General features: G+C 71.0%; 13 protein-coding genes and 1 pseudogene. 6 read left to right on the top strand and 8 right to left on the bottom strand.

What is annotated here, in order from left to right; translation table 11 throughout:
- Window positions 1–13: 13 nt before the first annotated feature.
- From ACZ6KY_RS22855 to ACZ6KY_RS22840, 4 genes are all read right to left on the bottom strand, one after another.
- A complete protein-coding gene (locus ACZ6KY_RS22855) occupies window positions 14–1,279 on the bottom strand; it encodes an MFS transporter (RefSeq protein WP_469312123.1) in 1,266 nt (421 codons plus the stop codon).
- Window positions 1,276–2,592, bottom strand: a complete 1,317-nt coding sequence (locus ACZ6KY_RS22850; protein WP_469312122.1) for a GH1 family beta-glucosidase — start codon at window positions 2,590–2,592, stop codon at window positions 1,276–1,278. Before ACZ6KY_RS22850 ends, ACZ6KY_RS22855 begins: the two co-directional genes overlap by 4 nt.
- A 178-nt stretch (window positions 2,593–2,770) precedes the next feature.
- The gene (locus ACZ6KY_RS22845; RefSeq protein WP_469312121.1) at window positions 2,771–3,037 is read right to left on the bottom strand and encodes a protealysin inhibitor emfourin; all 267 of its coding nucleotides are present in this window, start codon (window positions 3,035–3,037) and stop codon (window positions 2,771–2,773) included.
- A gap of 93 nt (window positions 3,038–3,130) precedes the next feature.
- Entirely contained in the window at window positions 3,131–4,201 is a 1,071-nt protein-coding gene (locus ACZ6KY_RS22840; RefSeq protein ID WP_469312120.1) for a M4 family metallopeptidase, read from the bottom strand.
- 320 nt (window positions 4,202–4,521) lie between these two features.
- Between ACZ6KY_RS22840 and leuA the strand changes: the two genes are divergently transcribed.
- From leuA to ACZ6KY_RS22810, 6 genes and pseudogenes are all read left to right on the top strand, one after another.
- Window positions 4,522–6,273 carry a 2-isopropylmalate synthase gene (leuA, locus tag ACZ6KY_RS22835; RefSeq protein WP_469312119.1) on the top strand — a complete coding sequence of 584 codons (1,752 nt, stop codon included), beginning with the start codon at window positions 4,522–4,524 and terminating at the stop codon, window positions 6,271–6,273.
- A 218-nt stretch (window positions 6,274–6,491) separates the two neighbouring features.
- Window positions 6,492–7,187, top strand: coding sequence for a tellurite resistance TerB family protein (locus ACZ6KY_RS22830; protein ID WP_355845611.1), 696 nt, complete (start codon window positions 6,492–6,494; stop codon window positions 7,185–7,187).
- Between the two features lie 289 nt (window positions 7,188–7,476).
- On the top strand, window positions 7,477–8,055 hold the full coding sequence (locus ACZ6KY_RS22825) for an IS607 family transposase (RefSeq protein ID WP_469312118.1): 579 nt from the start codon (window positions 7,477–7,479) through the stop codon (window positions 8,053–8,055).
- Complete coding sequence (gene tnpB / locus ACZ6KY_RS22820; RefSeq protein ID WP_469312117.1) at window positions 8,052–9,518, top strand: IS607 family element RNA-guided endonuclease TnpB; 1,467 nt, start codon at window positions 8,052–8,054, stop codon at window positions 9,516–9,518. Before ACZ6KY_RS22825 ends, tnpB begins: the two co-directional genes overlap by 4 nt.
- Before the next feature lie 100 nt (window positions 9,519–9,618).
- Window positions 9,619–9,849, top strand: a pseudogene (locus ACZ6KY_RS22815) (response regulator transcription factor); the annotation flags it as partial.
- Window positions 9,850–10,045: 196 nt separating this feature from the next.
- Window positions 10,046–11,266 carry a sialidase family protein gene (locus tag ACZ6KY_RS22810; RefSeq protein ID WP_469312116.1) on the top strand — a complete coding sequence of 407 codons (1,221 nt, stop codon included), beginning with the start codon at window positions 10,046–10,048 and terminating at the stop codon, window positions 11,264–11,266.
- A 42-nt stretch (window positions 11,267–11,308) separates the two neighbouring features.
- On the opposite strand, the gene ACZ6KY_RS22805 is transcribed toward ACZ6KY_RS22810, so the two are convergent.
- The 4 genes from ACZ6KY_RS22805 to ACZ6KY_RS22790 are packed head-to-tail and all read right to left on the bottom strand — an operon-like array spanning window position 11,309 to window position 16,320.
- Window positions 11,309–12,244, bottom strand: a complete 936-nt coding sequence (locus ACZ6KY_RS22805) for a dihydrodipicolinate synthase family protein (RefSeq protein ID WP_469312115.1) — start codon at window positions 12,242–12,244, stop codon at window positions 11,309–11,311.
- Window positions 12,241–13,344, bottom strand: a complete 1,104-nt coding sequence (locus ACZ6KY_RS22800) for an oligopeptide/dipeptide ABC transporter ATP-binding protein (protein ID WP_469312114.1) — start codon at window positions 13,342–13,344, stop codon at window positions 12,241–12,243. Before ACZ6KY_RS22800 ends, ACZ6KY_RS22805 begins: the two co-directional genes overlap by 4 nt.
- A gap of 40 nt (window positions 13,345–13,384) precedes the next feature.
- Window positions 13,385–15,361 (bottom strand): dipeptide/oligopeptide/nickel ABC transporter permease/ATP-binding protein, encoded by a 1,977-nt coding sequence (locus tag ACZ6KY_RS22795; RefSeq protein WP_469312113.1) that lies wholly within the window; start codon window positions 15,359–15,361, stop codon window positions 13,385–13,387.
- Window positions 15,361–16,320 carry an ABC transporter permease gene (locus tag ACZ6KY_RS22790; protein ID WP_469312112.1) on the bottom strand — a complete coding sequence of 320 codons (960 nt, stop codon included), beginning with the start codon at window positions 16,318–16,320 and terminating at the stop codon, window positions 15,361–15,363. The genes ACZ6KY_RS22795 and ACZ6KY_RS22790 overlap by 1 nt, the downstream gene beginning before the upstream one ends.
- Window positions 16,321–16,331 lie beyond the last annotated feature (11 nt).

Below are 16,331 nucleotides of genomic sequence, written 5' to 3'. Positions count from 1 at the left end.
GGACCCGGGCCGCTCAGTCCACCCCCTTGATCCGCCCCACCAGTACCGCCCCCGCGAGGCCGATCACCGCCGCGGTCAGGTAGAGGACCCGGTAGCCGCCCAGGTACGTCACGATCGGGGCCGCCAGCACGGGGGCCGCGACCTGGGGGAGGGCGTTGGCGATGTTGATGACGCCGAGGTCCTTGCCGCGGTCCAGGGCCTTCGGCAGGACGTCGGTCATCAGGGCGAAGTCGACGGAGGTGAAGACGCCGAAGCCGATGCCGAGGACGGCCGCGGCGGCGATCGCGCCGGGCCAGGTCTGCCAGCCGGCCAGTACCGCCGTGGCCACCGCCATCAGGACGCCGGACCAGATCACGAACGGCTTGCGGCGGCCCAGCCGGTCCGACCACACCCCGCCCACCACGACGGTGGCCAGCAGCGTGACCCCGTTCACCGCCGTGAGGATCAGGACACCCTGCTCGGGGTCGCCGTAGCGCAGCCGGTCGCGCAGGTAGTAGAGCAGGTACAGCAGGACGAGGGCGTTGCTGAGGTTGATCAGGAAGCGGGTCAGCCAGGCCCACGCCAGGTCGGGGTGCTCGCGCGGGCTCAGCCGGAAGGAGGCGAGGAACGCGCGTCCGGACCAGGGCGGGCGGGCCGACTCCGGCAGGCGCAGGTCCGGGTAGCGGAGGACGTAGGGCAGGACGCCGACCAGGGTGAACACCGCGCACGCCGCGTATCCGCCGCCGGTGCCCCCGGCCACCGTCGCGAGTCCCGTGCCGCCGACCACGCCGAGGATCTGCGCCGCGCCCAGCCAGCCGCCCACGGAACCGCGCTGGAGCCGCGGCACCCGGTCGGGGACGGCGGCGGTGACCGCGGCGAACGCGGCGTTCAGGGTCAGCTGGACCAGGCACCAGGCCGCCGCCATCGTCCACACGCCGCCCGCTCCCGCGAGGAGCAGCAGGGACAGCGCTCCGCCGGCCGCTCCGGCCACGATCCACGGCGTACGGCGGCCCCGGCGCGCGGTCGTACGGTCGGACAGCGCGCCGAAGAGCGGGTTGGCGACCAGCGAGACGACCGCGCCCGCACCCGTCACCCAGGCCAGCATCGCCTCCTTGGACATGCCGGTGCCGGGCGCGAAGTCCTCGGCCTGGGAGGCGAGCAGGATCTGCAGCGGGCCGTACCAGCCCACCCAGATCGCCCCGTTGGCGAGCGAGAGCGCGGAGGTCCAGCCCCGGCCGACCCGTTCGACGGGCTCGGCGAGGGCGGCCACGGGTATGACCGGGTGGTCGGCCGCGGTCATCTCTGGGCCCGCAGGGCGTCCCGCAGCCAGTCGTACGACGCCTTCGGGGTCCGCTCCAGCGTGTCGAAGTCGACGTGCACGAGACCGAAGCGGCGCGCGTACCCCTCCGCCCACTCGAAGTTGTCCATCAACGACCAGACGAAGTAGCCGCGTACGTCGACGCCCTGCTCCAACGCCCGGTGCAGCGCCCGGACATGACCGTCCAGGAAGGCGATCCGCTCCTGGTCGTCGATGCCTTCGTACGAGCAGCCGTTCTCGGTGATGACGACGGGCGGGAGCCGGTCTCCGTAGCGCTCGCGGAAGCCGGTCAGCAGCTCGGTGAGCCCCTCGGGCACCACCGGCCAGCCGAAGTCGGTGACCGGGTAGCCCTCCAGTTCCTTGACGGTGAAGGGGAGTTCGGCGGGCAGCGTGAGTCCGCTGAACTCGATCTCCGCGCCCTCGGGAGCGCCCACCTTGGTCGGCTGGTAGTAGTTGATCCCGTACCAGTCGACCGGCTCGCCGATGATCTTCAGGTCCGCCTCGACGTCGCCGGGCATCAACTCGCCGATGCCTTCGGGGTACCGGCCGAGCAGGACGGGGTCGGCGAACAGGCGGTTGAGCAGCAGGTCGTAGAAGTCGGCCGCCTCCACGTCCTCGGTACGGTCCGAGGCCGCCCAGGTCGGGCCGTGCGAGTTGGCGATCCCGATGTCGCCGGCGCCGGCCGCGCGCAGGGCCCGTACGGCGAGACCGTGGGCGAGGAGCTGGTGGTGGGCCACCGGCAGCGCGTCGAACAGGAGCTGCTTGCCGGGGGCGTGCGCGCCGAGGGCGTGGCCCAGCAGGGTGTGCTCGGCGGGTTCGTTGAGGGTGATCCACTTCTTGACGCGGTCGCCGAGGCGTCCGGCGACGACCGAGGTGTACTCGGCGAACCGCTCGGCGGTGTCCCTGTCCAGCCAGTCCAGCTCCGCCGGCAGGTCCCAGTGGAAGAGGGTCGGCACGGGCCGTACACCGGCGGCGCACAGGGCGTCGACCAGCCGGTCGTAGAAGTCGAGGCCGCCGGGGGAGTTCACCCGGGGCCAGGAGACGGAGAAGCGGTACGCGTCCACGCCGAGGCCGGCGAGGAGTGCCACGTCCTCGGGGTAGCGGTGGAAGTGGTCGCAGGCCACCGCCGCCGTGGAGCCGTCCTTGATGTGTCCGGGCCCGGCGCCGAAGGCGTCCCACACCGAGGGGGCGCGTTCGGCCACGGCCCCCTCGATCTGGTGGGCGGAGGTGGACACGCCCCAGAGGAAGCCGGACGGGAACTGCGGGAGGGGGTTCGTCGCCATGCGCGCGATCATCTGTACCGGTGGTAACGGAAGTCAACGGTTCGGCGTGACCGCGTTCGGCGTCCTTGGTCAGGCGTTCCCTGCCGGGCGTTTCCCCGTCAGGCCGTGAGGTGCCCTCCGCCGGACCGTGAGGTGTCTCCGTCAGACGCCCTTCGACGGACGTTCCCTGCCGGACCGTGGGCGTCCTCCGTCAGGCGCCCTCCTTCAGTACCCGTGAGATCAGCTCGCGCTGCTCCTCCGTCAGTGCCGGGTCGGCGGCGTAGACCGTCTTCCCGTCCACGGTGATCCGATAGCTGAAGCCGTCCGGGACGCCGGCCGGGGGCGTGCCCCGGCCGGCGGCGAGCGCCCGCTCGGCCAGGGCGTGCCACTCGGGGGCGTCGGGCCGTGCCGAGGTGTCCACCTCGCCATGGCGCTCGATGCCCGCGAACCCGCCCGTGCGCCGCACTTCGATACGCATGGGTCCTGTCTAGTACGAGTCGGGTGCCCGGGGCCAGGCCTTCGGGCCGCGGGTCCGGGAGGTACGGGTCCCGGGCCGCCGGTCCGCCCGGGGCTACGCGGACGGGACGCCGACCTGTTCCCAGGCCTTCGTCACGGCCAGCAGTTCCTCCCCGTCGTTGTACCGGTTCCGCGCCGCGGCGAGCGTGAGCCGCGCGAAGTCCGGGAAGAGGGCCTGCTGGGGCAGTTCCCCGCCGGTGAGGACGTCGTACCAGATCTGTCCGGCCCGCTCCCACGCGTGGCCGCCGAGGGCCTGGGCGACCAGGTAGAAGGCGTGGTTGGGGATGCCGGAGTTGATGTGGACGCCGCCGTTGTCGCGGCCGGTGCTGACGTAGCCGTCCATCGTCCCGGGCTGCGGGTCCTTGCCGAGGACGTGGTCGTCGTACGCGGTGCCCGGTGCCTTCATGGAGCGCAGGGCGGTGCCGGTGATCCGCGGGGCGAGCAGTCCCGCGCCGATCAGCCAGTCGGCCTCGGTGGCGGTCTGGCCCAGCGTGTACTGCTTGATCAGTGAGCCGAAGACGTCCGACATGGACTCGTTCAGGGCGCCCGGCTGGCCGAAGTAGGTGAGGTTCGCCGTGTACTGGGTGACGCCGTGGGTCAGCTCGTGGCCGATGACGTCGACCGGGATGGTGAAGTCGAGGAAGATCTCGCCGTCGCCGTCGCCGAACACCATCTGCTCGCCGTTCCAGAAGGCGTTGTTGTAGTTCGTGTCGAAGTGCACGGTCGCGTCGAGCGGCAGGCCCTCGCCGTTGATCGAGGTGCGGTGGTAGGCGTTCAGGTAGAGGTCGAAGGTCGCGCCGAGGCCGGCGTACGCGCGGTTGACCGTGGCGTCCTTGCCCGGCTTGTCGCCCTCGCCGCGGACCTTCTTGCCGGGGAGGTCCTGGCGGTGGCGGGCGTCGTAGATCGTGCGGTGCGGTGTGCGCTCGTCGGCCCCCGCGGGCGCGGGCACGGCCGGCGCGCCGAGGACGGTCGTCAGCCGCCGGTGGGTGCGCTCGTACGCGTCGCGCTCCAGGGTCTGGCGCGCGGGACCGGAGAGCGCCGGGTCCTCGTGCTGGGCGAGCTTGTCGAGGATGTGGGGCGGCACGATGGTGCAGTGAACGGGCTCGAAGCCCCCGTTGGTCGTCATGCCCGGCACCCTTGCACTGAGTGACTTCAATGTCACTACGTGCAACCATGATTGGTGAAATGCGGAGATAAGGAGCCTGGGATTCCGCCCGGAAGTGGTATGGCGCACTTTTTGTACCTTATGGGGAGTGTGATCCCGCATACTGATACAGCCCTCCGTACGGAGCGCCGCTCCGCTAGGCTGCGGAGCATCATGCGTTTCGGGCTGCTTCTCCTTAGCTGCCGCGGCGAGGGTCTGTAGTCGAGGCCGACCCCCTCCCCGCGGAGTCTGGCGTTGCGCCGTCGGCCGTCCTTTCGGACATCCTGAGGAGCCTACGCATCATGGCGAACAGCCACAGCAGCCAGCCCACGCGCCCGAACCGCCAGCGTCCCACGTCGATGCCGGTCCACAAGTACGGGCAGTACGAGCAGGTCGACATCTCCGACCGCGACTGGCCGAACAACCGGATCACCGTCGCCCCCCGCTGGCTCTCCACGGATCTGCGCGACGGCAACCAGGCCCTGATCGACCCCATGTCGCCCGCGCGCAAGCGCGAGATGTTCGACCTGCTGGTGAAGATGGGCTACAAGGAGATCGAGGTCGGCTTCCCGGCGTCGGGCCAGACGGACTTCGACTTCGTCCGCTCGATCGTCGAGGACGAGACCGCGATCCCGGACGACGTCACGATCTCCGTACTGACCCAGGCCCGCGAGGACCTGATCGAGCGGACCGTCGAGTCGCTGAAGGGCGCCAAGCGCGCCAACGTGCACCTGTACAACGCCACCGCCCCGGTCTTCCGCCGTGTCGTCTTCCGCGGTTCCAAGGACGACATCAAGCAGATCGCCGTCGACGGCACGCGCCTGGTCGTCGAGTACGCGGAGAAACTGCTGGGCCCCGAGACCGAGTTCGGGTACCAGTACAGCCCCGAGATCTTCACCGACACCGAGCTGGACTTCGCCCTGGAGGTCTGCGAGGCGGTCATGGACGTCTGGCAGCCCGGTCCGGGCCGCGAGATCATCCTCAACCTGCCCGCCACGGTGGAGCGTTCGACCCCCTCCACGCACGCGGACCGGTTCGAGTGGATGGGCCGTCACCTGTCCCGCCGCGAGTACGTCTGCCTGTCGATCCACCCCCACAACGACCGCGGTACGGCCGTCGCCGCCGCCGAGCTGGCGCTGATGGCCGGCGCCGACCGCGTCGAGGGCTGCCTGTTCGGCCAGGGTGAGCGCACCGGCAACGTCGACCTGGTCACCCTGGGCATGAACCTGTTCTCGCAGGGCGTCGACCCGCAGATCGACTTCTCGGACATCGACGAGATCCGCCGTACGTGGGAGTACTGCAACCAGATGGAGGTCCACGCGCGCCACCCGTACGTGGGCGACCTGGTCTACACGTCCTTCTCCGGCTCCCACCAGGACGCCATCAAGAAGGGCTTCGACGCGATGGAGGCCGACGCGGCCGCCAAGGGCGTCACCGTCGACGACATCGAGTGGGCCGTCCCGTACCTGCCCATCGACCCCAAGGACGTCGGCCGCTCCTACGAGGCCGTCATCCGCGTCAACTCGCAGTCGGGCAAGGGCGGTATCGCGTACGTCCTGAAGAACGACCACAAACTGGACCTGCCGCGCCGGATGCAGATCGAGTTCTCGAAGCTCATCCAGCAGAAGACGGACGCCGAGGGCGGCGAGGTCACGCCCAAGGACATCTGGGCGACCTTCCAGGACGAGTACCTGCCCAACCCCGGCAACCCGTGGGGCCGTATCCAGGTCAGGACCGGCCAGTCCACCACGGACAAGGACGGCGTGGACACGCTGACCGTCGAGGCCACGGTCGACGGCGCGGACACCGTCCTGAGCGGCACCGGCAACGGTCCGATCTCCGCCTTCTTCGACGCCCTGGTAGGTATTGGTTGCGACGTACGCCTCCTTGACTACCAGGAGCACACGATGAGCGAGGGGGCCTCCGCGCAGGCCGCGTCGTACATCGAGTGCGCGATCGGCGACAAGGTCATGTGGGGAATCGGCATCGACGCGAATACGACACGCGCCTCGCTGAAGGCCGTCGTCTCCGCCGTCAACCGCGCGGCCCGCTGACCTCGTTTCACCTGGCTCTTTCCGGCCCCGTCCGCCTTTCGAGGCGGGCGGGGCCCGGTCGTATCCCGGCCAATCCGTGTGCAGGTCACGAGCAGGTCTCGTCCTAGGTACTGACTCAGCCGCGACAATGTGGCTAACATCACGCCAGCACGGCGATGTTGCCGTGGGGGTACCTCCCACGCCTTTAAGGCTGTGGGGGAGTTACGGAGGTGTGCGACGTGCTGCCAGGATGGGGACGAAACGGTCGTGCAGTTCAGGTTCCCCGCATCCTGGGCACCCGTACGGCGTGGAGCACCGTCGGCGACGGCGAGTTCTTCTGCCCCGGCTGCGGAGGCGACCGCAACTACCAGCGGCTCGCGGGCCGACGCCGCTTCACTCTTCTGGGTGTTCCCGTACTCCCGCGCGGCGAGACGGGGCCCGTCGTCGAATGCGCCGCCTGCCGGCACCACTACGGCGCCGACGTCCTCGACCACCCCACCACCACCCGCTTCTCCGCGATGCTCCGCGACGCCGTCCACACCGTCGCCCTCGCGGTCCTCGCGGCGGGCGGCGGCTGCGCCCGCGCGTCCCTGGAGACCGCCGCCGCGGCCGTACGCTCGGCCGGCTTCGACGACTGCACGGAGGACCAGCTCGGCGCCCTGGTCGAGGCCCTCGCCGCCGACACGGGCCGCTTCTTCGGCGAACCCTGCGGAGCGAGCCTGGCCATAGAGCTCCACGAGGCCCTGGACCCGCTGGCCCCGCACCTCGCCCCGACGGGCCGCGAGGCGATCCTCCTCCAGGGAGCCCGCATCGCCCTCGCCGACGGCCCGTACACCCCCGCCGAACGGGACGTCCTCGCCACCGTGGGCGCGGCCCTGACGATCTGCTCGGACGACGTGACCCGACTCCTGGCGACGGCACGGACACCGTCGTAGGCCCGCGCTGTCTCCTGGCCACGGCGCGAACACTGTCGTAGTCGCGCCCTGTCTCCTGGCGTCGGCGCGGAAGCCGTCGTAGGCCCTCCGCCCCGCCGTTACTCCCCAGGGAGTAGTCCGGTCCCCGGGCCACCCCTCGCAGTACGCCCGAACTCGCCCTTCCGCGCGACGTGTCCCGTCCGCCGTGCCGGGAGTCTGGAGTCTGTCCAGGCATTCCGCGAGAAGCGCTGATATCAGCTCCTCAGGATGCAGCCATTCGTAGCCTTCTGTAGTCATCTCTATTCAGAACGTGAAGTTTTCGGAGTGGGCGCGTCAGCAGGGCGTCAGCTACCAGACGGCATGGCGGTGGGTGAAGGCCGGCACGATGCCGGTCCCCGTCCGCCAGGCCGCGTCGGGTACCTGGCTCGTCGATGACGCGCCCGCACGGACCGAGGGCAGGGTGGTCGCGTACTGCCGTGTGTCCTCCGCCGACCAGAAGGCAGACCTCGACCGGCAGACCGCCCGTGTCGTCGAGGGCGCGAACCGGCTCGGGCTCGCTGTGGGCGAGGTGGTCAAAGAGGTCGGTTCCGGCCTGAACGACTGTCGCGGCAAGCCTTACCGGATCCTTGCCGACGCGAAGGTGTCGGTGATCGTGGTGGAGCACCGTGACCGCCTGGCCCGGTTCGGTGTCGAGCACCTCGAAGCCGCCCTGTCCGCGACCGGGCGCCGTCTCGTGGTGCTCGACGCCGGGGAAGCCACGGACGACCTGGTGCGCGACATCACCGAAGTCCTCACCTCGATGTGCGCCCGCCTGTACGGGCGGCGTGCCGCACGCAACCGCGCCGAGCGTGCTGTGCGGGCAGCTACCGAGGACGTGGACGCCGGGTGAAGAAGTTCGAGCCGCGCGAGGGGTACGCCGTTCTCGCGCACAAGGTCGCTCTGGACCCGAACGCCTCCCAGTTCCAAGCGTTGCGTTCGCACTGCGGCGCGGCGCGGGTGGCCTACAACTGGGCGCTCCGGTGGGTGTTCGCCTCCTGGTCGCAGCGTGCGGTGGAGGAGACCTATGGCGTCCCGGAAGAGCGGCGCACCGAGTGGCGGTCGTGGTCGCTTCCGTCGCTGCGGAAGGCCTTCAACGCGGTCAAGCACACCGACCCGCGCCTGTCCGGCTGGTGGGCGGAGAACTCCAAGGAGGCATACAACACCGGCCTGGCCAACGCGTCGGTCGCGTTCGACAACTATGCGAGGTCGAAGCAAGGCAAGCGCAAGGGCGCACGGATGGGGCGCCCCCGCTTCAAGTCGAAGCGGAAGGCCCGCCTGTCCTGCCGGTTCACCACCGGCACGATCCGGATCGACGACCGTCGGCATGTGGTCCTGCCCCGCCTCGGGCGGATCCGCGTCCATGAGGACCTCGCGCGGCTCCTGGCGAAGGCGAAGGCGGACGAACTGCGGGTCCTGTCCGCGACCGTCCGGTACGAGCGGGGCCGCTGGTTCGTTTCTTTCCAGGTGGAGGAGCGCCACGACCGTCTTCCTGCCGCCGCACTGCCCGATGTGGCGGCCGGTGTCGATGTCGGCGTGAAGACGCTGATGGTCGCCGCCGACAGCAGCGGCAACACCCTGGACGTCCCGAACCCGAAGTTCTACCGGCAGGCCCTCAAGCGGCTGCGGAAGGCGTCGCGGAAGGTGTCCCGCCGCCAGGGTCCCGACCATCGCACCCGTACCGAGCCGTCGAAGCGGTGGGAGAAGGCAAACGCCGAACGCAACCGGATCCACCACCGGGTGGCGAACCTCCGCGCCAACCTGCTCCACCAGGAGACGACGAAGCTCGCCCGCCACTACGGCACGGTCGTGGTGGAAGATCTCAACGTGCGCGGCATGTCCCGCAACAGGCGACTCGCCCGATCCATCGCGGACGCCTCGTTCGGGGAGCTCCGCCGCCAGCTCACCTACAAGACCATCCGGCGCGGCGGTCGCATTTTGGTCGCTGACCGCTGGTTCCCGTCCTCGAAGACCTGCTCCCGCTGTGGCGCGGTGAAAGCCAAACTGCCCCTCAGCTGCCGCGTCTTCGAATGTGACGCCTGCGGCCTGGTCCTCGGCCGGGACCATAACGCCGCACTCAACCTCGCCGCCCTCGCAGCGACCGCAGCAACAGGTACCGGAGTGGCCGGAGACCTGGACACCACCAAGCCGGTGGCGTCGAAGCCCCGTGGAGCCCAGCGTAAGACCCGCACCGCCCGAACCCGCCGCCCGGCGGGGACGAGCACGCAGGCAGCGGGCGCAACCCTCCCCACGCCCCGGCGTGGGGAGAAGGAAGCGGGAGACCGTACTCAAACTGAAGCCCTCACGCTTTGGTGATGTGACGGACCTTCCAGGCCGTAATGCCTGGAAGGTCAAGATTTGACCATGGTCTTGGCAGCGGCCCGAGAAGGCCGGAAAGAAGACGGGCAGGCTCACGGCGGTGGGCGGCCCCGAGGCGCTCTCCGAGCGGGAGCGCGAGGTGCTCACCCTGGTCGCGCGCGGCCTCAACAACACCGAGATCGCGGCGGCGTTGGGGCTCAGCCCGCTCACCGCGAAGACCCATGTCAGCCGCATCATGGGCAAACTGGGCGCCCGCGACCGGACCCGGCTGGTCATCGTGGCGTACGAGTCGGGCCTGGTGACTCCGGGGGACGCGGACCGGTCCTGACCCGGTGTCCGCCCGACGTACCCGACGTGGCCGATGTGCCTGGCGCGTCCGACGTGCCGTCAGGACGAACTGACGTTTCGTCACCACGTGGTGAAAGTACGGGTATCACTGTGGCGCCCGGGGCAGATTAGGTTCACGGGACATCCCACGTCCCACGTTCCATGTCCGACGCGGTCGACGCAGTCCAGGGAGTGCCATGACCAGCATGAGCCGCATGCTCGCGTTCGCAGCCACCGCCGGACTCCTCACCGGCCTCACCACCCTCGCCGTCACCGGCGGCACCGCTTCGGCCGCGCCCCTGGCCGGCCCGGGCTGCACCTCCTCCGTCCCGTACACCGCGGGCCAGGAGGGCTATGACACGTACCGCATCCCGGCGACCGTCATGACCCGGGCCGGCACGCTGCTCGCCTTCGCCGAGGGGCGGCACAGCGGCGCGGGTGACACCGGGAACATCGATGTCGTCCTCAGGCGGTCCTTCGACGGCGGCTGCACCTGGAGCCCGCTGCGGGTCGTCGCGTCCGGCGGCGGTGACACCCGCGGCAACCCGGCGCCGGTGGTGGACCCCAGGACCGGCCGGATCGTCCTGCTCACGTCCTACAACAGCGGCGCGGTGACCGAGGCGCAGATCATGCGGGGCGAGGTCACGGCGGAGCAGAGCCGGCGCGTCTTCGTCCAGACCAGCCGTGACGACGGGCGGCACTTCTCCGCCCCGCGGGACATCACGGCGCAGACGAAGCCGCCGGGCTGGCGCTGGTACGCCACCGGCCCCGGCCACGCCATCGCGCTGCGCCACGGACCGCACGCCGGACGCCTGGTCGTGCCCGCCAACCACTCCGCCGCCCCGCCCGCCGGGTCCACCGACACCGGTCAGGAGCCCAAGTACTACGGAGCGCACGCGCTCTACAGCGACGACGGGGGGCTCACCTGGCGGCTCGGCTTCGTCGACGACTCGTACGACGGGGCCGACAACGCCAATGAGAGCTCGGTGGCCGAACTCCCGGACGGGCGGCTCTACTTCACCTCACGCGACCAGAACGGAACGAGTCCCGGCAACCGCCTCGACTCCTATTCGAGCGACGGTGGCGAAACCCTGGACCGCCCCTTCGCCGTCCAGCCCGCCCTGGACGACGTCCCCGTCGTCCAGGGCGGCGTCCTCCAGCTCACCGGCCGCTTCGCCCCGCTCCTCTTCTCCGGCCCCTCCGTCCCCACCGTCCGTCAGTCGATGGCCGTCTGGCGCAGTACGACCGGCGGCGCGACCTTCGTGAAGGCGGCCACCCTGTCCACGCGGCGGGCCGCCTACTCGGACCTCGTCCAGCTCGGCGCCTCCCGGGTCGGCATCCTCTACGAGACCGGGGTCACGGGACCGTACGAGAGCGTCGAGTTCAGGCGGCTGCCGGTGAGCGGGCTGCTGGGATAGCGGTGTCCGGCCCCGGCTGGAGCGGCGCGGTGTCCGGCCCGGCTAGAGCAGTCCCGCCGAGGCCAGGTACTTCCCGACCCGCTCGATCTCGCCCTGCGACAGCGGCACCTGGGGTTCCGCCGTCGCGGGGCAGTCGATGACGCCCCGCAGGGACAACGCGGCCTTGAAGGCGCCGAGGGCCGAGGAACTGCCGCCCATCCGGGCCGGGTCGCCGACGCCCACCAGGCCGAACAGCTCGCACAGCCGCTCCTGCTCCGCCCGGGCCCGCTCCCAGTCGCCCGCCGCGCACAGCTCGTACAGCCGTACGTAGCCCGCCGGGTCCACATTCGCCAGGCCGGGGACCGCGCCGTCCGCGCCGAGGGCCAGGGCCGAGTCGACGACCACCTCGGAGCCGGTGAGCGCGGTGAAGCCGTCGATCCCGGGGTGCGTACGGACGCCGGTGACGACCGTGCGGAAGGCGCCGAGGTCGCCGCTGGAGTCCTTGAGACCGGCCAGGACCCCGTCGGCGGCGAGTTCGAGGACCAGTTCGGGGCTCAGCTTGGTGTGCACGGAGGCCGGCAGGTCGTACGCGAACACGGGGAGCGACGCGCGGGCGGCGACCAGGCGGAAGTGGCGGTCGATCTCGGCGGGATGGGTGCGGGTGTAGAAGGGGGCCGTGACGACGACCGCGTCCGCTCCCGCGGCGTGTGCGGTGTGCGCGTGGGCCAGGACGCGCGGTGTCGTCATGTCGATCGCCCCGGCCAGGACGGGGAGTTGACCGGCGACATGCCCTGCCGCCGTCTCCACCACCAGTCTGCGCTGCGCGTCCGTCAGATAGGCCACCTCGGACGTCGAGCCGAGGACGAACAGGCCGTGCACCCCGCCCTCCACCAGATGGTCGATCAGTCTGGTGAGCGACGGGACGTCCACCTCGCGGTCCGGTGTCAGGGGCGTGCAGACGGGCGGTACGACACCGGTCAGCGGGGCGGGGAAGGTCATGAGGGCTCCCGGATGTGCTGCTGGAACGGAACGTCGGCCAGGGCGGCGGCCTCGGCGGCGGACTCGGCCTGCGCGACCAGGGTGCGCGTCGACCGGCCCTCCTCGACAGGATGGTGACACCGGAAGCGGTGACCCGGGGTCGACGCGGCCGTGAACTCCGGCATCCGGGTCGCGCACTCCTCGTCCGCCTTCCAGCACCGGGTACGGAAGGGGCAGCCGCTCGGCGGGCGCGTCGCCGAGGGGACGGGACCGGTCAGCGGAATCGGCTCGATCGGATCCAGCAGGCCCGGGGTCGCCGAGAACAGCGCCCGGGTGTACGGGTGACGGGAGCGGTCGGTGACCTCGTCGGCCGGGGACTCCTCCACGATCCGGCCCAGGTACATCGTGATCACCCGGTCGCTCATCCGGCGCACGGTCTGGATGTCGTGGGACACGAACACCAGCGCCAGGCCGAGGCGTTCCTTCAGGTCGAGGAGGAGGTTGAGGATCTGCGCGCGGACCGACACGTCCAGCGCGCTGGTCGGCTCGTCGGCCACCACCAGGTCGGGATCCAGCGCCAGGGCGCGGGCGATCGCCACCCGCTGGCGCTGACCGCCGGAGAGCTGGCCGGGCAGCGCGTCCGCGAGCGCCCGGGGCAGGCCGACCAAGGACATCAGCTCCTTCACCCGGTCGGCCCGTTCGGCCGCGGTGCCGCGCCGGTGCACGTCCAGCGGGTCGCGCAGGATCCGGCGTACGGGCAGCCGGCGGTTCAGGGCCGTCGACGGGTCCTGGAAGATCATGCCCGTGCTGCGGCCGACGGCCGTGCGCCGCTCGTCCGGCCTCATGGACCACAGGTCACGGCCTCGGAAGGTCACCGTCCCGGAGGTCGGCCGCTGCACCCCCACCAGCACCTTCGCGAGCGTCGACTTGCCGCACCCCGACTCACCGACGACGCCGATCGTCTCGCCGGGCACGATGGTGAGATCGGCGCCGGTCAGGGCGTACACCCGGTCCCTGGTGAACACACCGCCGCTGCGCGCCTTGTGGACGACGTGCGCGTCGGTGAGCCGGACGAGCGCGTCCGTCCGGCGGTCCTCGGCCTCCCGCGCGGGCGCGGTCATGTGACGGCCTCTTCCGGGCCGGTAGCCGTCGGGTCGGTCCTCACGTCACGGCCTCGCTCTCCGTGGTCACCAGGTCGACGGCCGGACGGTGGCAGGCCGCCGTGTGCGTGGGTGTGCCGACCAGGTCCGGCGCCGTCGTCCGGCACACCTCGCCCGCCAGCGGACACCGGTCGGCGAACCGGCAGCCGGCCGGGAAGTCGGCGGGGGAGGGGACGACCCCCTTGATCTGCGTCATGCGCTCCGCCGCCGACTCCAGGGACAGGACGCTGCCCAGCAGTCCGCGGGTGTAGTGGTGTGCCGGGGACTCCACCAGGTCCGCCGTCACGCCCGTCTCGACGATCTGGCCGCCGTACATCACGACCACCCGGTCGGTGACCGCCGAGATCAGCGCCAGGTCGTGCGAGACGAGGATCAGCGCGAAGTCCAGTTCCGCCCGCAGCCGCAGCAGCAGCTCCATCACCTGTGCCTGGACCGTCACGTCCAGGGCCGTCGTCGGTTCGTCCGCGACGATCAGCCTGGGCTCGCGGGACAGCGCCATCGCGATCAGGACGCGCTGGCGCTGGCCGCCGGAGAGCTCATGGGGGTAACTGCGCAGGGTGCGCTCGGGATCGAGGCCGACGAGCCCGAGCAGTTCGGCCGCCGTGCGCTTGCCGCCCCGCCGTATCACCTGCTTCAGCTGCGCCCTGATCGTCATCGCCGGGTTCAGCGACGACAGCGCGTCCTGGTAGACCATCGCCATCTCGTGGCCCAGCAGCCGGCGCCGTACCCGCATCGGCTCGCCCACCAACTGCCGCTGGTTGAAACGGACATGGCCGCGCACCCGGGCGCCCTTCGGCTCCAGCCCCATCACGGTCAGCGCGGTCAGCGACTTCCCGCAGCCCGACTCGCCTACCAGGCCCAGGACTTCGCCCGGGTACACCTCGAAGCTGATGCCGTCGACGATGTCCACACCGCTGTGCCGGTTCTCGAAGCCGATGGCCAGATGCTCGACCGCGAGCACGGGCTGCCGGCCCGAGGGGAGCGGGCGGGCCCGTGCCCGCAGCCGCGCGGCGGCCTCCGCCAGACCCGGCAGTTCGAGGACCGTGCCGCTGCCCGGCTCGGGGGCTTCGAGGCGGTCCTCGGCCGGGGGTACGGACACCTCCCGGCCGGCCGGCGCGGCCCACGCGTCGGAGACACCCTCGGAGAGGATGTTCAGCGACAGCACGGTGACCAGCATCAGCAGGCCGGGGAAGACCGTGGCCCACCAGCCGCCGGTCAGCACCATGTTCTTGCCGTCGGCGATGACGCTGCCCCAGGACGGGTCCGGGGGCCGTACGCCCGCGCCGATGAAGGACAGCGAGGCCTCGAACACGATCGCCTCGGCGACCTGCACGGTGCAGAACACGAGAATCGGAGCCGCGCAGTTGACGGCCACGTGCCGAAGGACGATGTGCGGGGTGCGGGCGCCGATCACCCGCTCGGCCGTGACGTAGTCCTCGCCGTACTGGTCGAGGACGTTCGCCCGTACGACCCGGGCGACGGGCGGGGTGAACAGGAAGGCGATGGCGCAGATCAACACGTTGATGCCGCCGCCGAACACGGCGACGAGCACGGCGGCGAGCGCGATGCCGGGGAACGCCATCACGACGTCCAGGCAGCGCATCAGTGTCTCGTCGACCGCCTTGCGCGAGGTCGCGGCGACCGCGCCGAGCAGCGCCCCCACGACCAGGGCGAGCGCGGTGGCGCCGAGACCGATCGCCAGCGACCAGCGCGCCCCGTACATCAGCCGGCTGAGGATGTCCCGGCCGAGACTGTCCTGCCCCATCCAGTGACCGGCCGACGGATGCCCGGTGCCGTCCACCTGCGGCTGCTGGTCGAGCGGGTCGTGCGGCGCGAGCAGGGGGGCGAACAGCGCCGTGAGCACGACGACGGCCAGGAAGCAGACCGCGATCCTCGACAGCGGCGGCAGCCTGCGCCAGCAGCGCAGCCGGATGCCGGGCCGGGCGAGGGCTCCCGCCAGATCCTTCCGCGTGAACATCAGGCCGCTTCCCTCAGTCGTGGGTTGACCAGCAGATAGAGGATGTCGATGACGAGGTTCACGACCACGAAGCCGATGGCCGTGGTCAGGACGACGCCCTGCACGACCGCCGGGTCACCGTTCTGCACGGCGTCGATCATCAGCTTGCCCATGCCGGGCAGCGAGAAGATCGTCTCGATGACGACCGCGCCGCCCAGCAGATAGCCCACGCGCAGGCCCAGCACGGTGAGCGGGTTCATCAGGGCGTTGCGCAGGACGTTGCGGCCGACGACCACCCGGGGCGGCAGCCCGCTGCCGATCGCGGTGCGCACGTAGTCCTTGTCGAGCTCCTCGACCACGGACGTCCGCACGATCCGGGTGAGCTGGGCCGCGACCGGCAGGGAGAGCGCGAGCGCGGGCAGCGCCATGGTCTTCAGCCAGCCGGTCAGCGAGTCGGCCGGGTTGATGTAGCCGCCGGTCGGGAACCAGCCCTGGTCGACGGCGAGATACTGGATCATCAGCAGGGCCAGCCAGAAGCCCGGTGCGGCGACCCCGGTCAGGGACACCACCCGGATGGCCTGGTCGGGCAGCCGGTCGCGGTAGATCGCGGCCGTGACCCCGCCGAGCAGCGCCAGCACCACCGCGATGCCGAGCCCCAGGAAGGTGAGCTGGAGCGTGAGCGGCAGCGCGGTGGTGACCTGTTCGACGACCGGTGCCCTGGTCAGCGCGCTGGTGCCCATGTCGCCGTGCAGCAGGTCACCCACGAAGTGGAAGTAGCGCACGGGCAGCGGATCGAGCAGTCCGTTCCGCTCCCGGAAGTCGTGCAGCTGCCGCGGGGTCGGGTTGGCGCCCTGGAAGAACGCCGACGCCGGATCGACGTCGGAGAACCGCATCACCAGGAAGACGAACAGGACGATCCCGAGCATCAGCGGCACGAGCAGCAGGGCGCGGCGCAGCAGGATCCTGACGATGACGACCACGTACCGACTCC

It is taken from the genome of Streptomyces sp. NPDC042002, from assembly GCF_055588305.1.
Note: the sequence above shows the minus strand (reverse complement) of the source record. Positions and strands in the feature narration are given on the sequence as shown.

Coding starts and splice junctions, on each gene's coding strand:
- ACZ6KY_RS22850 (WP_469312122.1), bottom strand. CDS start 2,592: ATGATCGCGCGCATGGCGACGAACCCCCTCCCGCAGTTCCCGTCCGGC.
- ACZ6KY_RS22855 (WP_469312123.1), bottom strand. CDS start 1,279: ATGACCGCGGCCGACCACCCGGTCATACCCGTGGCCGCCCTCGCCGAG.
- ACZ6KY_RS22800 (WP_469312114.1), bottom strand. CDS start 13,344: ATGACCGCGCCCGCGCGGGAGGCCGAGGACCGCCGGACGGACGCGCTC.
- leuA (WP_469312119.1), top strand. CDS start 4,522: ATGGCGAACAGCCACAGCAGCCAGCCCACGCGCCCGAACCGCCAGCGT.
- ACZ6KY_RS22805 (WP_469312115.1), bottom strand. CDS start 12,244: ATGACCTTCCCCGCCCCGCTGACCGGTGTCGTACCGCCCGTCTGCACG.
- ACZ6KY_RS22795 (WP_469312113.1), bottom strand. CDS start 15,361: ATGTTCACGCGGAAGGATCTGGCGGGAGCCCTCGCCCGGCCCGGCATC.
- ACZ6KY_RS22840 (WP_469312120.1), bottom strand. CDS start 4,201: ATGACGACCAACGGGGGCTTCGAGCCCGTTCACTGCACCATCGTGCCG.
- ACZ6KY_RS22845 (WP_469312121.1), bottom strand. CDS start 3,037: ATGCGTATCGAAGTGCGGCGCACGGGCGGGTTCGCGGGCATCGAGCGC.
- ACZ6KY_RS22810 (WP_469312116.1), top strand. CDS start 10,046: ATGACCAGCATGAGCCGCATGCTCGCGTTCGCAGCCACCGCCGGACTC.